The sequence below is a fragment of the Rhodovarius crocodyli genome (assembly GCF_004005855.1).
Taxonomy (GTDB): domain Bacteria; phylum Pseudomonadota; class Alphaproteobacteria; order Acetobacterales; family Acetobacteraceae; genus Rhodovarius; species Rhodovarius crocodyli.
In genome coordinates this window covers 38,875-52,457 of record NZ_SACL01000013.1, presented here as the reverse complement: position 1 = coordinate 52,457, position 13,583 = coordinate 38,875, and the positions used below count along the sequence as shown (strand labels likewise).

13 protein-coding genes are annotated in these 13,583 nt (G+C 71.9%); 5 read left to right on the top strand and 8 right to left on the bottom strand.

The genetic code is table 11. The annotated features are described in order from the left end of the window. Nucleotides 1-44: 44 nt before the first annotated feature. From EOD42_RS23620 to EOD42_RS23605, 4 genes are all read left to right on the top strand, one after another. Nucleotides 45-1,511 (top strand): ATP-binding protein, encoded by a 1,467-nt coding sequence (locus EOD42_RS23620; protein ID WP_127790061.1) that lies wholly within the window; start codon nt 45-47, stop codon nt 1,509-1,511. A gap of 292 nt (nt 1,512-1,803) precedes the next feature. After that, the gene (locus EOD42_RS23615; protein WP_127790060.1) at nt 1,804-3,084 is read left to right on the top strand and encodes an aldehyde dehydrogenase family protein; all 1,281 of its coding nucleotides are present in this window, start codon (nt 1,804-1,806) and stop codon (nt 3,082-3,084) included. A 34-nt stretch (nt 3,085-3,118) separates the two neighbouring features. Continuing rightward, the gene (locus EOD42_RS23610; RefSeq protein WP_127790059.1) at nt 3,119-3,709 is read left to right on the top strand and encodes an NUDIX hydrolase; all 591 of its coding nucleotides are present in this window, start codon (nt 3,119-3,121) and stop codon (nt 3,707-3,709) included. Continuing rightward, the gene (locus tag EOD42_RS23605; protein ID WP_240655268.1) at nt 3,706-4,611 is read left to right on the top strand and encodes a DMT family transporter; all 906 of its coding nucleotides are present in this window, start codon (nt 3,706-3,708) and stop codon (nt 4,609-4,611) included. Before EOD42_RS23610 ends, EOD42_RS23605 begins: the two co-directional genes overlap by 4 nt. On the opposite strand, the gene EOD42_RS23600 is transcribed toward EOD42_RS23605, so the two are convergent. The 5 genes from EOD42_RS23600 to EOD42_RS23580 are packed head-to-tail and all read right to left on the bottom strand — an operon-like array spanning nt 4,571 to nt 10,364. Then, nucleotides 4,571-5,818, bottom strand: coding sequence for a DUF6212 domain-containing protein (locus tag EOD42_RS23600; protein WP_127790058.1), 1,248 nt, complete (start codon nt 5,816-5,818; stop codon nt 4,571-4,573). The genes EOD42_RS23605 and EOD42_RS23600 overlap by 41 nt on opposite strands. Continuing rightward, on the bottom strand, nt 5,815-8,283 hold the full coding sequence (locus EOD42_RS23595) for a glycosyltransferase (protein ID WP_164868097.1): 2,469 nt from the start codon (nt 8,281-8,283) through the stop codon (nt 5,815-5,817). Before EOD42_RS23595 ends, EOD42_RS23600 begins: the two co-directional genes overlap by 4 nt. Next, entirely contained in the window at nt 8,280-8,843 is a 564-nt protein-coding gene (locus EOD42_RS23590; RefSeq protein ID WP_127790056.1) for an RsmD family RNA methyltransferase, read from the bottom strand. The genes EOD42_RS23595 and EOD42_RS23590 overlap by 4 nt, the downstream gene beginning before the upstream one ends. Further along, nucleotides 8,843-9,655 (bottom strand): pseudouridine synthase, encoded by an 813-nt coding sequence (locus EOD42_RS23585; RefSeq protein WP_127790055.1) that lies wholly within the window; start codon nt 9,653-9,655, stop codon nt 8,843-8,845. The genes EOD42_RS23590 and EOD42_RS23585 overlap by 1 nt, the downstream gene beginning before the upstream one ends. Further along, nucleotides 9,648-10,364, bottom strand: a complete 717-nt coding sequence (locus EOD42_RS23580; RefSeq protein WP_127790054.1) for a gamma-glutamyl-gamma-aminobutyrate hydrolase family protein — start codon at nt 10,362-10,364, stop codon at nt 9,648-9,650. Before EOD42_RS23580 ends, EOD42_RS23585 begins: the two co-directional genes overlap by 8 nt. A gap of 44 nt (nt 10,365-10,408) precedes the next feature. Between EOD42_RS23580 and EOD42_RS23575 the strand changes: the two genes are divergently transcribed. Further along, on the top strand, nt 10,409-10,852 hold the full coding sequence (locus EOD42_RS23575; protein WP_240655267.1) for a nucleoside deaminase: 444 nt from the start codon (nt 10,409-10,411) through the stop codon (nt 10,850-10,852). Here EOD42_RS23575 and EOD42_RS23570 read toward each other — a convergent pair whose 3' ends face one another. The 3 genes from EOD42_RS23570 to EOD42_RS23560 are packed head-to-tail and all read right to left on the bottom strand — an operon-like array spanning nt 10,853 to nt 13,556. Next, nucleotides 10,853-11,587 (bottom strand): glycosyltransferase family protein, encoded by a 735-nt coding sequence (locus EOD42_RS23570; protein ID WP_127790053.1) that lies wholly within the window; start codon nt 11,585-11,587, stop codon nt 10,853-10,855. It abuts the gene before it with no gap. Next, nucleotides 11,584-13,176, bottom strand: a complete 1,593-nt coding sequence (locus EOD42_RS23565) for a capsular biosynthesis protein (RefSeq protein ID WP_127790052.1) — start codon at nt 13,174-13,176, stop codon at nt 11,584-11,586. Before EOD42_RS23565 ends, EOD42_RS23570 begins: the two co-directional genes overlap by 4 nt. Next, a complete protein-coding gene (locus tag EOD42_RS23560) occupies nt 13,173-13,556 on the bottom strand; it encodes an HAD family hydrolase (RefSeq protein ID WP_127790051.1) in 384 nt (127 codons plus the stop codon). Before EOD42_RS23560 ends, EOD42_RS23565 begins: the two co-directional genes overlap by 4 nt. Nucleotides 13,557-13,583: the final 27 nt, after the last annotated feature.

Here is a 13,583-nt window from a genome sequence, read left to right as displayed (position 1 = left end):
CGCCGGTTGATGCGCCCGCGCGCCCCCGCAGCTATGATGCGCCCATGACGGTGCATATTGATCTGGGAACCAGTTCGGGCGGGCGGCCCGCCGCGATGGACCTGGAGGAACTGCTGGCCACCCGCCTGCTGGTGCAGGGCAACAGCGGCTGCGGCAAATCCCACCTGCTGCGCCGCCTGCTGGAGAAATCCGCCGCCTGGGTGCAGCAGGCCATCATCGACCCCGAGGGCGACTATGTCTCGCTGTCGGAGAAGTTCGGCCATCTGGTGATCGACGCCGCCGAGCATTCCGAACAGGGGCTGCAACTGGCCGGCGACCGCGTGCGCCGCCATCGCGTGCCGGTCATCCTGAACCTGGAAGGCGTGGACATCGAGAACCAGATGCGCCGCGCCGCCGCCTTCCTGGGCGGGCTGTTCGACGCGGAGCGCGAATACTGGACCCCCATGCTCGTGGTGGTGGACGAGGCGCAGCTGTTCGCGCCTTCCGCCTCCGGCGAGGTCTCGGACGATGCGCGCAAGGTCTCGCTGGCGGCCATGACCAACCTGATGTGCCGCGGGCGTAAGCGCGGCCTCGCGGGCGTCATCGCCACCCAGCGCCTGGCCAAGCTCGCCAAGAACGTGGCGGCCGAGGCCAGCAACTTCCTGATGGGCCGCACCTTCCTCGACATCGACATGCAGCGCGCGGCCGACCTGCTGGGCATGGAACGCCGCCAGGCCGAGATGTTCCGCGACCTGCAGCGCGGCCATTTCATGGCCCTCGGCCCCGCCCTGTGCCGCCGCCCGCAGGAGGTGCTGGTGGGCGAGGTGGAAACCCGCAGCCTCGGTGTCTCGCCCAAGCTGATGCCGCTGCCGGAGGCGGACGCCCGCGACCTGATCCTGACCCCGCCCGAGCCCGACGAGCTGCCCGCCCGCGCCCGCCGCCTGCCGCCCCCGCCGCCGGCCGACATCCTGGCGCAGCTGGCCGCCGCCCGCCCCGCGCCCATCCTGCAGCCGCCCCCGCCCACCCCCGAGGAAACCCGCGCCCTGCGGCAGGAATGGGAGGACATCGCCCGCGTGGTGATGGCCGAGCCCGATGCGGCCTACCGCCCCGTCACGGCGCTGTATCAGGACATGCTGCTGCGCTGCCGCATCCAGGGGCTGGGCAGCAAGATCCCTGACCCCAGCGCCTTCCGCCAGATCCTGGCCATGCTGCGCGCGGGCTTCGGCCCCGGCGAGGAAGAACGCGAGGAATGGCCCGCCGTCCAGGCCCAGGCCGCGGCCCTGCCGGAGGAAACCCGCAGCGTCTACCTCCTCCTGGCCCGCGCCGCGCTCGACGGTGCGCCTTGCCCCTCAGACGAAGCCATCGCCGAGGCCTATGGCAGCCGCTCGCTCGGCCGCGCGCGGCGCGTGCTGGGCTTCATCGAGGAACAGGGCGCCATCGTCATCCGCCAGGACCTGACCGGACGCCGCATCGTGACCCTGATGGGCACCGGCCGCGAAACCGCACCCGCCGAGACGGCCAGCCTGGTATGAGAAGGGCGGTCGGGCGGCATGGCGGGGGCTTTGCCCCCGTGCCCCCAGCCAGGGGCTCTGCCCCCGGCACCCCCGCCAGGAGCCTGGGGCCCCTGGACCCCCCTGAGTTAATTGGAAGTTTGCCGAGGGGGCACCGAGCGGCTTTCCGGCCCGGCGCGTCTTCGTTGCCCCCTCGGCAAACTTCCCACTCCCGGTTTCCAAAGGCCTCCCGGCCTTTGGCGGGTTCCAAGGGCAGCGCCCTTGGTGGGGGCCGGGGGCAAGGCCCCCGCCGTGCCACCCGGGCGCCCTGCCCATGACCGTACAGGCCCGCCTTGCCGTGCTGCGGGTGCTCGACGCCGCGTTGGTGGCGCATGAGGGGGCGCTGATGGCGGCGCTGGCGGAGGATCTCGGGAAATCCGAGTTCGATGCCTATGTCAGTGAGGTGCTGACGGTGCGGCAGGAGGTCCGGCATGCGATCCGGCATCTGCCGCGCTGGGCGGCGCCGCGCCGGGTGGCGACGGGGTGGTTCCACTGGCCGGCGCGGGCGGCGGTGGCGTTCGAGCCGCTGGGGCGGGTGTTGATCCTGAGCCCCTGGAATTATCCGGTGCAGTTGTCGCTGTCGCCGCTGGTCGCGGCGTTGGCGGCGGGGAACCGGGTGGTGCTGAAGCCCTCGGAGCATGCGCCGGCCACGGCGGGGGCGCTGGCGGCCATGCTGGCCGGCATTCCCGGCGTCGAGGTGATGCAGGGCGATGCGGCGCTGGCGGCCGAGCTGGTGGCGCGGCCCTGGGACCACATCTTCTTCACGGGCTCTACCGGGATCGGGCGGGGTGTCGCGGAAGCGGCGGCGCGCAACCTGACGCCGTGCACGCTGGAGCTGGGCGGGGCCAACCCCTGCGTGGTGGACGCGACGGCCGATATCGACGTGGTGGCGAAGCGCATCGCCTGGGCGAAGTTCCTGAATGCCGGGCAGACCTGCATCGCGCCCAACCATGTGCTGGTGGAGGAAAGCCGTTTTGAGCCGCTGGTGGCGGCGCTGAAGCGGTATATCGCTGAGTTCTACGGCGCCGATGGTCAGGGGATGCAGCGCATCGCGTTCCGGCGGCATTATGAGCGCCTGCTGCCCTGGCTTGGGTGCGGCAGGTTGCTGCATGGCGGCGGTGCGGATGCGGCTGGGCTGCATATCCAGCCCACGCTGACGGCGAACGAGGCCGCACCCGCCGAGGAGATCTTCGGCCCCATCCTGCCCATCGTGCCCTGGCGCGACCGCGCCGCGTTGCTGGAAGGGCTGCAGGCGGCCCCGGCACCGCTCGCGGTCTACGCGCACAGCCGGGACCCGGGCCTGCTGGCGGCATTGCGGGAAAGCACGCGCTCCGGCGCCTTCGTGGAGAACGACCACATCGTGCAGGCGGCGGTCGCCGAGCTGCCCTTCGGCGGTGTGGGGGCCAGCGGCTGGGGGCGCTCGCATGGGCGGGCGGGTTTCGAGGGCTTCTCGAACCCGCGCGCGCATTACCGCAAGAGCCCGCGTCTGGACCTGCCGCTGCGCTATCCGCCGCATGAGAGCAAGCTCGCCTGGGTGAAGCGGCTGCTGGGGTAGTTGCGGCCCCCGCGCTCCGGGGCGATGGTGGGCCATGCCTTCAGACGACCCGCTGCGCGACCGCGACCTGCCCCCGCCCCCCGGAGGCTGGGAAACCCTCGCCCGGCGCGAGGTGATGAAGGAGCCCTACCTCCATATCTCCGCCGAGACGGTGCGGACCGGCCAGGGCAAGGTGCTGGATACCTGGTGGATCCTGCATTTCCCGGACTGGGTGATGGTCGTGCCGGTGACCGAGGCGGGTGAGCTGGTGCTGCTTCGGCAATGGCGCCAGGGCGTGCGCGCCGTTTCGCTGGAGGTGCCGGGCGGCACGCTGGAGGAAGGCGAGACCGACCCGCTTGCCACCGGCGCCCGCGAATTGCTGGAGGAGACGGGCTACGAGGCGGCCGAGCTGCGCTCCCTGGGCTTCCTGTGGCCTGACCCGTCGCGCAACGCCAACCGCTGCCACATGGTGCTGGCGCTGGGCTGCCGGAAGGTCGCGGAACCCGTGCTGGAACCCGGCGAGAGCATCGAGAGCTTCACTGTGCCGATGGCCGAGGCAAAGGCCATGCTGCTGCGGGGCGACATGATGTCGACCGTGCAGGCCACGACGCTGATGCGGGGCCTGGCCGAACTCGGCGAGCTGTGACCCCGCCGCCGATCTCCGCGCGCGCCTGGCTGCTGATGCTGCTGCTCTCCATCCTGTGGGGCAGCAGCTTCTTCTTCATCGCGGTGGCGGTGCGGGAATGGCCGCCCTTGTCCATCGTGCTGGCGCGGGTGTCGATCGCGGCGGTGCAGCTCTGGCTCATCATCCTGGCGGTGGGGCCGCGCCCCAGGCTGGACCGTTCGGCGCTGGTCGCCTCCTTCGGCATGGGGCTGCTGAACAATGTGCTGCCCTTCGTGCTGATCGTGCTGGCGCAGCAGAGCCTTCCTTCCGGTACCGCCTCCATCTTCAACGCGACCACGCCGCTGTTCGGCGTGCTGGTGGCGGGGGCGGCGGGGGTGGAGCGCATCACCCCGCCCCGGCTGATCGGCGTGCTGGCGGGGCTCGGCGGGGTGGTGGCGATGGCGGGGGCCGACCCGCTGGCCACGCCCTGGCCCGCCGCGCTGTGCATGCTGGGCGCCACCTTCCTCTATGCGCTCGCCGGCCTGTGGGGGCGGCGCTTCAAGGCGCTCGGCATGACGCCCGTCCAGGCGGCCGCGGGGCAGACCAGCGCCAGCACATTGATGCTGCTGCCGCTGGTGCTGTTGCTGGAGGTGCCGCCGCTGCCGAGCCTGGAGGTCGCGGGCGCGCTTCTGGGCCTGGCCACCCTGTGTACCACGGGCGGCTACTTCATGTACTTCCTGCTGCTGAACATGGTGGGGCCGGTGAACATGCTGCTGGTCACGCTGATCATTCCCGTGACCAGCTTCGTGCTGGGCGCGCTGTTCCTGAACGAGAGTCTGGCGCCCCGGCACCTGCTGGGCATGGCCGGGGTGGCGCTCGGCCTTGCGCTGATCGACGGGCGCCTTATGCGGCGTTTGCCCCGCTGGAGGAACGAGCGGCCCTGATCTCCCGCCATTCCACCACCGCGCCGCCGCTGCCCAGGGCACGCAGCGCCACACGCACGGGGGCGGCGGGCCAGGCCTCGGGCGAGATCGCAAGGCTGAGCGCGATATCGCCATCGAGCTGCGCATCGACCCAGCCCGTGCCGCGCCCGCCGCAACTCAGCGCCGCCTGCACATCGCTGCCGCCAGATACCCGCAGCACCGCGCGCATCAGGTCATAACCCGCAAGCGGCAGCGACGGGATGCCGAGCGAGGTCTCTCCATGGCCGTGCAGCAGCGCCGTCCGGGTCGCGCCCTGCCAGATATCGTCGGGAAAACTGCACCACACACCGGAGGGCGGCATGGGCCGGCCGGCCTCCTGCTCCAGCCACCAGGGGGAATGCTGGAAGCGCGCGCCACCGCGCGCGCGCAGCACCTGCAACGCCGGCAGCCCCTCGGTCACGGACAGCGCCAGCGTGTCACGCGGGGCGAGGGCGATGCTGACCTCCACCGCCGCCGTCTCCCGCCAGGGGGGCGCGGGCATGGGCAGGTCCAGCGTCATCCAGCCTTCGTGCAGCGCCTCTCCGGGCACGCGCCAGGCGCCGGCCAGGCGCCCGCTTTCCTCTGCGATCAGCCTAAGGCCGAGCACGCTGCCGGGCCCCGCCGCCACGGCCTTCAGATGCACCGCGAGCGCGGTGACGCCCGCGATCTCGCTGGGCAGGCTGCGCCGCCAGGTCGAGACGCCGCTCCAGAGCACCGGGCTCGCATCGGGCGTGTCGGCGTGGATCAGGGTGGGGGCCTGGGGGGGCGCCTGGCCGGCGCTGCGCAGCCAGCTCGCCATCGCGACCCGCGCTTCCTCCTGCTCCGCACGCAGCGCGACGAGGCTCGCGGACATGTCGCCCACCCGGGCCTCGGCAGCCAGCAGCCGGGCGGCGAGCAGGCCGGCCAGGGCCGTGCCGTCCGCCAGCAGGGCCGGTGCCTCACCCGGCCATTCGGTGAGCCAGGCCGGCGTCGTCGCCGCGATCACGCCCAGCAGCCCGCCCGGGGCGGCCGGCAGCGGAAGCGCCGGGCCGGGCGAGGCGCTGCCCTGCGCCATCATCAGCCAATGGCCGTCCCGCGCGGCGACGCGCCATTGGGGAATGGGTGCGGGAAGGGCGGGCGCGTCCTCGGCCAGCAGCAGGCTCAGCGGCGCGCTCATGAAGGCGGGCAGGTTTTCCACCAGCAGGGTCACGGCGTTTCAAGCCTTTCGAGGAAGGGGCGCATCATGGCCGCCCAGCCGCGACCGCGCAGCCGCTCGATCGCGGCGGCCGAGAGGGCGGAGAGCAGCGCCGGTTCCGCCGCCAGGCGGCGCAGCGCGGACAGGGCCTCGGCGGTGCAGGTGCCGTCATTGGGCAGCAGCCAGCCATCCTGGCCATGGGTCACGATTTCGGCCACCGCGCCCACATCGGTGGCCAGCGGCACGCAGCCCAGCCGCTGTGCCTCCAGGATGGTCAGGGGCACGCCCTCGAAATGGCTCGGCAGGAACAGGATGTCGGCCCAGGAGTACAGCGCGTCCAGATCCCCGGCGCTGTCGGCGGGCGGTTCGATCTCGATGCCGAGCTCGGGCGGCGCGCCGTCCAGCACGGGCTTTCCGGCGATGCGCCATTCGATGAAGTCCTGGCTGGCGCGGATGGTCTGGGAGAGCCTTTCCAGCCCCTTCTGCGCATCCAGCCGGCCAAGGAACAGGGCGCGCGGCCGGCGCCCCGCGACCCGGCGCGCGACGGCGGAGGCCTGGCTCTCATAGCCCGGCGCATTGGGCACCAGTATCAGCTTGCTGGCCGGCCAACCCTGGCCGATGCACCAGCGGCGCAGCTGTTCCGAGATGACCAGCGCGCCCTCATAGGCATGCTCATAGGCCAGCCCCGTGAAGGCCTGGCCCACCGGCTGGTTCCAGGCGCCGCGCTCGGCCAGGTGCAGGCCCATGAAGCAGCGCACGCCGAAGCGCCTGAGCCGCGCCGCCAGGGCGTGGCCCGCCAGCGAATGGGTGATCAGCGCCGCATCCATGCCGAACAGCAGGCCGAGCCCGTCCACGCTGTTCGGGTCATGGCCATAGGCGGCGGTGGGGGCGCCGAAATACTCGCGCTCCGGGTCGGGCGCGCCTTCGGGGCCGAAGCCGGGGAAGAAGTTGATGGTCTCATAGGCCTCACGCGTGCCGGGCAGCAGCTCCGCCTCGGCGCGCTCGGTCACGACCAGATGCGGCGTCCAGCCCGCGCCGCGCAGTACCTCCGCCTGGCGCAGCAGCACGCGTTCCACGCCGCCCCGCGCGTGCAGGGGCTGGATGATCGCGATGTCCCGGCCGGAGCGGCGGCGCGGCCAGGGCGCGCATACCCCCACCGAGGCATAGAGCTGGTCCGCCACCGTGCTGCGCGCCACGCGCCAGCTGCGCCGCCAGGGCGCGGCAGGGGCCTCGGCCGGCACGGCCAGCGCGGCCCGTGCCTCGGCCTCGGCGGCGCCGGTCGCTTCCGGCGCGCCGGGCATGAACAGGTTCATGCGCCATGTGTCGCCTTCGGCCAGGTCCGCGAGCAGCCGCTGCGGCTCGGACGCCATGTCCTGTCCGCGCAGGAAGATCAGCTGGGCGTCCTCCAGGGAGCCGCCCCGGTGCCGGAAGACGATGCGGTCCTGCCCGGCCTCATCCAGCACGATGCCCGCGACCCGGCGATGGCGCAGCAGCACGGAGGCGAACCAGAAGGCGTTGTGCAGCAGCCCCTGCCGGGCCAGCGCCTCCAGCGCCGCGGGCTCGGCGATGGCCACCACGGCGGGCACATGATGCGCCGCGGGGTCCGAGCGCGCCCGCCCCAGCATGGCGCCGAACGCATCGCGGGAAATCTCGCGGTCCGTTTCCGCGGGGTCCAGGAACAGGCGCACGGGCCCGCCGCCGGCCAGCAGCAGCGCGTGGCGCGGCAGTTCGCGCGCCTCCATCTCCAGGATGCGGCGGGGGTTCCACAGGTCGCGGTTGCGCCGGCGCAGTTCCTCCTGCAGCAGGGGGCGCATGCGCTCGCTGTCGGCCAGCATGCTCTCGGCGCGGCGGCGATAGCGGAAGCCGGAATGCGGGACATAGCGGCCCCTGAAGCCGGCACGCGCCGCGCGCAGCCAGAACTCCGCATCCTCGAAGCCCTGGCGCAGGCTGGTGTCGAAGCGCAGGCCGGTTTCGAGCAATTCCCGCGCGATCAGGCTGCCCGCCTCGCAGTAGTTGTCCTGCATGAGGCAGAGCAGGGAGAATTCGCCCGAGGTATCGGAGCAATCCTCCATCCCCAGGCTGTCGATATCCGGATAGGCCCAGCCGGTGCCGGGTCCGCCTTCCTCCAGCACCGTCAGGGCGCGGCGCAGGAAATGCGGCTCGATCCGGTTGTCGGCATCCAGCATGTAGGCCGCGCGCAGGGCGGGAAAGACCGCGAGCGCATAGTCGATGCCCGTGTTGCGCGCGGCCGAGAGCCCGCCATTGGGCTGGCGCAGCACATGCACCCGGCCCGGATGCCGGGCGCAGGCGGCGCGCGCCAGGGCCTGGGTCTCGGGGAAGGGGCAGCCGTCATCGACGATGACGGCGGCGACGCCGGGCAGGCTCTGCGCCATGGCGCTCTCGATCGCCTCGGGCAGCAGGCCGGGCTGGCCATAGGCGGGGATCACGCAGGCGATGGTGACGTCGCCCGCGTTCATCATGCCGCGTCCGACGGGGCCCGCAGCACCAGCATCCGCGCGGCGCCATGCGCGCGGTCGGCCAGCACGGGCCAGTCGGTCTCGAATTCCTCGTCGCGCGCCATCTCCAGGCAGCATACCGCGCCCGGCGCGATCCAGCCAGCACGGCCGAGCCCGGCCAGGGCGCGCGGCAGCAGCGCCTGCCGGTAGGGTGGGTCGAGGAAGATCAGCGAACAGGCGGCGGGGGGCTTGGGCGGGCGGGTGGCGTCGGCCGGCAGGATGGCGGCGCGCGCTTCCTCGCGGCAGGCCACGACATTGGCGCGGATGGCCGCCAGGGCGGGCCGGGCGGTCTCCATGAAGGTCGCATGGGCCGCCCCTCGCGACAGCGCCTCCAGCCCCAGCGCGCCGGAACCGGCGAAGGCATCCAGCACGCGTGCCTCGCGCACGGCATGGGTTTCGGCCCAGGGCGCGTGCATCAGCATGTCGAACAGGGCCTGGCGGGCGCGGTCGGCGGTGGGCCGCGTCTGCTCGCCCAGGGGTGCGGTCAGGTTCCGGCCGCGATGCGCGCCCGCGACGATGCGCATCAGTCCTCGGCGACGGGCGGCGGGGTTGCGGCGGCGGCCTTGCGGGCGGCGCGGCGCTTGTCCTGGTGCTTCTCCACGTCCACGCCCAGCTGCTCGCGCATGATCTTGCCGTTCACTTCCTCGGCCGCGCCCTTGGGCAGGATGCCGAGCTGGAACGGCCCATAGGCCAGCCGGATCAGCCGCGAGACCTGGAAGCCCAGATGCGCCAGCACGCGCCGCAGCTCCCGGTTCTTGCCTTCCTGCAGGGACATGGTCAGCCAGGAATTGTCGCCCTGCTTGGTGTCCAGCTCCGCCTCGATGGGGCCATAGCGCACGCCCTCCACCGTGATGCCGCGGTTGAGCAGCGACAGCTTGTACGGGTCCGGATGGCCGTTCACCCGCACCCGGTAGCGGCGCACCCAGCCCTGGCTCGGCAGTTCCAGCCGGCGGGCCAACTCGCCGTCATTGGTCAGCAGCAGCAGGCCCTCGCTGTTGAGGTCGAGCCGGCCCACGCTGATCAGGCGCGGCAGGCCGGGGGGCAGGTTGTCGAACACGGTGGGGCGGCCATCGGGGTCGCGGTGGGTCGTCACCAGGCCGCGCGGCTTGTGATAGCGGAACAGCCGGGTGCGCTCCGGGTTGGCCACCTGCTTGCCGTTCAGCTGCACGACGTCGCCGGGCTTCACGAAGGTGGCGGGGGTGCGCACCTTCTCGCCGCCGATGGCGACGCGGCCTTCTTCGATCAGGCGCTCCGCCTCCCGGCGGCTCGCGATGCCGGCACGGGCCAGCCACTTGGCGATGCGCTCGCCGCGCTCGGGGTTCTCGTCCTCAGCCACGGGCGGCCTCCACGAAGGCGCGCAGGATGGTCAGGTCCTGGCGGTCGACCTTGTATTCGGGGTGCCATTGCACGCCGAGCGCGAAGCGGTGGCCGGGATGCTCCAGCCCCTCGATGACGCCATCGGGCGCCACGGCATTCACCACGGCCCCGGGCCCCGGGGTGGCCACAGCCTGGTGGTGGGCGCTGTTCACATGCATCGGGCCCTCGCCCACGATCGCGGCCAGCCGCGTGCCGGGCGTGATGGCCACGGCATGGCCGGGCTCGGTGCGCGGGTTGGGCTGTTCATGGGGCAGGGCGTTCGGCACCGCGTCCGGGATGTGCTGGATCAGCGTGCCGCCAAAGGCCACCGCCAGCAGCTGCTCGCCGCCGCAGATGCCCAGAACGGCCTTGTCGGCCTTGAGCGCCGCGCGGGTGATGGCCAGCTCGAACTCCGTCCGGCCGGGCTTCAGGCTCACGGTCTCATGCTGGCTGGCGTCGCCGTACAGCGCGGGGTCCACGTCGAAGGCGCCGCCGGTGACCAGCAGCCCGTCGATGAGGTGCAGGTATTCGGCGGCCCGTTCCGGGTCATGCGGCAGGGCGATGGGCAGGCCCCCGGCCTCGGCCACGGCCGAAAAATAGTTCTGGCGCAGCGCGTACCAGGGCAGCTTGGAGTAGCCGCCTGGCTCCTCAGCATCCAGGGTCAGGCCAATGACGGGGCGAGTTCTCATGGCGCTTGCTAGACCTGACAGGCCCCGCACGGCAAGTTGCGTGCATGGTTTCCCCGATGGAAATGGCGCTGGAGGAGGCCCGCGAGGCCGCCGCGCGCGGCGAGGTGCCGGTCGGCGCCGTCGTGACCGACGCGCGCGGCGCCCTGCTGGCGCGGGCCGGGAATCGCGTGGAGGAGCTGGGCGACCCCTCCGCCCATGCCGAGATGCTGGCCATGCGCGCGGCTGCCCGCGCCCTGGGCGGGAAGCACCTGGCCGGCTGCACCCTGACCGTGACGCTGGAGCCCTGCGCCATGTGCGCCCAGGGCGCCAGCCTGTTCCGGCTGCGCAAGGTCGTCTTCGGCGCCTATGACCCCAAGGGAGGCGGCACCGAGCATGGCGCGCGCGTGTTCAGCCACCCGCAATGCAACCATGCCCCCGAGGTGGTGGGCGGCATCAACGAGACCGAGGCGGCCGGGCTGCTGCGCGACTTCTTCGCGGCCCGCCGCTGATCAGGCGAAGGCCGCGACCAGCTCGTCCTCGCGTCGCTTCAGGTCCTCATACTCGGCGGGCGTGCCGCTGAAGAAGATCTGTTCAGTCGGCACGACGCCGTAGCGGATGTCCTGCCCGGCCGCGATCATGTGCTGGTACATGGGCGCCACATACAGCTCGTTCTTGCTGGGCGCGGCCAGTTCCCGGGCATAGGCCTCGCGGAACAGCGCGCTGCTGCGGAAATGATACAGGCCGCTGCAGCACAGGGAGGAGATGCGCAGCTTCTCCGTCACCTGCACCGCCGAGAAATCCGGCCCGGGGCGCACGAAGGACCAGTGGTCGCCCTCGCCCTCGAAGCATTCCAGCCAGCCGTCGCAGCTGTCGAACAGGGCAGGGCGGGTCACGCCCGGGCGGATGGTGTCGATGTTGAAGATCGTCACTTCCTCGGCCGGGCCGGCGCCCGCGGCATCCAGGCCCAGCAGCACCGTTTCCGCCTGGCCGCGCGTGGGCTCGGCCAGCGGCACCAGCAGCGGGCGGCGGATGCCGATGGCGGCCGCGCGTTCCCGCACGAAATCGGCCACCCCCGGCTGGTCCAGATGGATGAGCAGGAAGGTCTCGCTCTCGAACATCGAGCGGAAGCCCAGGAGCGACCAGTCGAGCAGGGGGCGGCCGGCCAGCGGCAACTGCCATTTCGGCCGGTCATAGCCCGCGCGGGTGAAGCGGCTGCTGAGGCCGGCCATGGGGAAGATGATCAAGGGCTTGCCTCCATCCCGGCATAGAGCCTGAGCGCATTGGCCAGAAAGGCGCGCTGGCGGTCCGGCCGGTCCGCATGCAGCGGCAGCATGGACAGGAACAGCTGCACCGTCAGCGCCCGGGTGCCGGCATCCGATGTACGGCGCCCGCGCAGATCGAACTCCGCCGCGACCTCCGGCAGGAAGGCCGCCGCTCCCTCACGCGAGAGATGCAGCGTCAGGTCGTGCCCGCCCGTATCCTCCAGCCGGTAGCGCCCGGCGAGGATCAGGTCATAGCCTTCCAGCGAGTGGTTCAGCTTGGCCAGGTCATAGCGCAGGTCGCCATGCACGCTGTGCCGGCCGTCCTGCATGCTGCCGCGCGGGTCGATCACCTTGATCTGCTGCTCGCGGAAATCGAAGAAGGTGTTGGGGAAGCAGAGATCGCCGTGCATCACGCCGGGGATGGGCGCGGTGGCCGCCGCGATGCGCGCCGTCTCGGCCGCGATGCGCCGCAGAGAGGGCAGGCGCCGGCCGGCGCTGGTCCATTCCGCGTCAAGGTCCTGCCCCGTCTCGCGGGCCCATTGGGCCAGGCGCGCCTCGGTCTTGCCCAGGGCCAGGATGTCCAGCGCATCGGGCGGCACCTCGCGGGCGGCCGCCTCGCGGCCCAGCTGCTCGGCGGCCCGCAGGAAATCGAAGCAGCCCTCCATCACCCGCCGCCAGGCGGGCGCCTCCAGCCGGCCGAACACGAACAGCTCATGCAGGGTGGGGCTGAACAGGTAGCCGATGCGATAGCCGCCGGCCTCGCGGCCCAGGAAGGCCGGGGTGTATTGGCGCAGCGGCGGGGGGATGGTGTCGAACCAGTCGGCCTCCGCGGCCAGCTTGTCAGCCTTCTCGCCGGTCTTGAGGACGGAGTGCCGCCCCACCGCGAGCGAGTTGAAGGCGCGTGCGGTGCTGGCGCGGGCGCGGGCGCGGTAGAAGGTCTGCAGGTGGCCGAAATCCAGCCAGTTGCTCACCTGGCGGAAGGCCAGCGGGCGCTCGGCCGCATAGAGGTCGAGCGCCGCCAGGAAACGGCCGCGCGCGCGCGTCAGGGCCCGCAGCAGCGCCGGCGCCGAGGAGAAGGAGAACCAGCCCGCCAGCACCTGCTGTTCCCGCGCCGTGACATCGGGCCGGCGGCTGACGAAGCCCTGGCCCTCGGTGCCCACCGCCCCCCACAGATAGGCGTCGGAGGTGGTGGCGACCGCCACCTCGTCCTCGCCTTCGGGAAGGGGGTCGAGGAACAGCGTATCCCCGTGCAGGATGCTGACGGGCCCGCGTGCATCGGCCAGCGTCAGCGCATGGGTGATGCTCTCGCCCAGGCTCAGGTCATCGGGAATCGAGAGCGTCTCGACACCCTCCTGCTCCAGGGCCGCGCGGTCCCATTCGTCCGGGCTGAAGCTCTGGGGCAGCGTGACGATGAGGCGCCGGCCGGGGCGCTGCAGGCTCGCGATCTGCGGTGCCAGCAGGCGCTTGTGGCCGAAGGGCAGGAAGCTCGGCGGAAGCTGGCCGAATTCGGCGCTCAGCTCCGCGTTCACATAGGCGGCGGAGGTGATGAGGCTGACCGGCTGCGGGGTCATACCGCGTTGCGCCCCAGCTTCAGCAGGCGGCCGATCTCGGGGTAGGGAAGCGCCGCGAACTCATCCGGGCGCAGTGCCTTGTCGTCCACATAGAAGCCGTCATGGCCGGACCAGGGCTTGCCGACATGGATCTCGTCATAGGGGATGTCGTGCCGGCGCAGCCAGTCGATGATGACCGGCAGGGTATGGGCGTTGATGAGGCCCACATTGTTCTTGTGGGTGCGCATGTTGCGCGCGGTGTGGATGACGATCTCGAAGCCCTGGGCCTTGTATTCGCGCAGCCGGGCAACAACGGGGATGTTGGGCAGCTTGTCGCTGTAGGAAACCGCCGGGTCGTCGATGGTGAGGGTTCCATCCAGGTCGATCACCAGCCGCGTCATCGGTATCTCCTCAACACCCCTGACTTA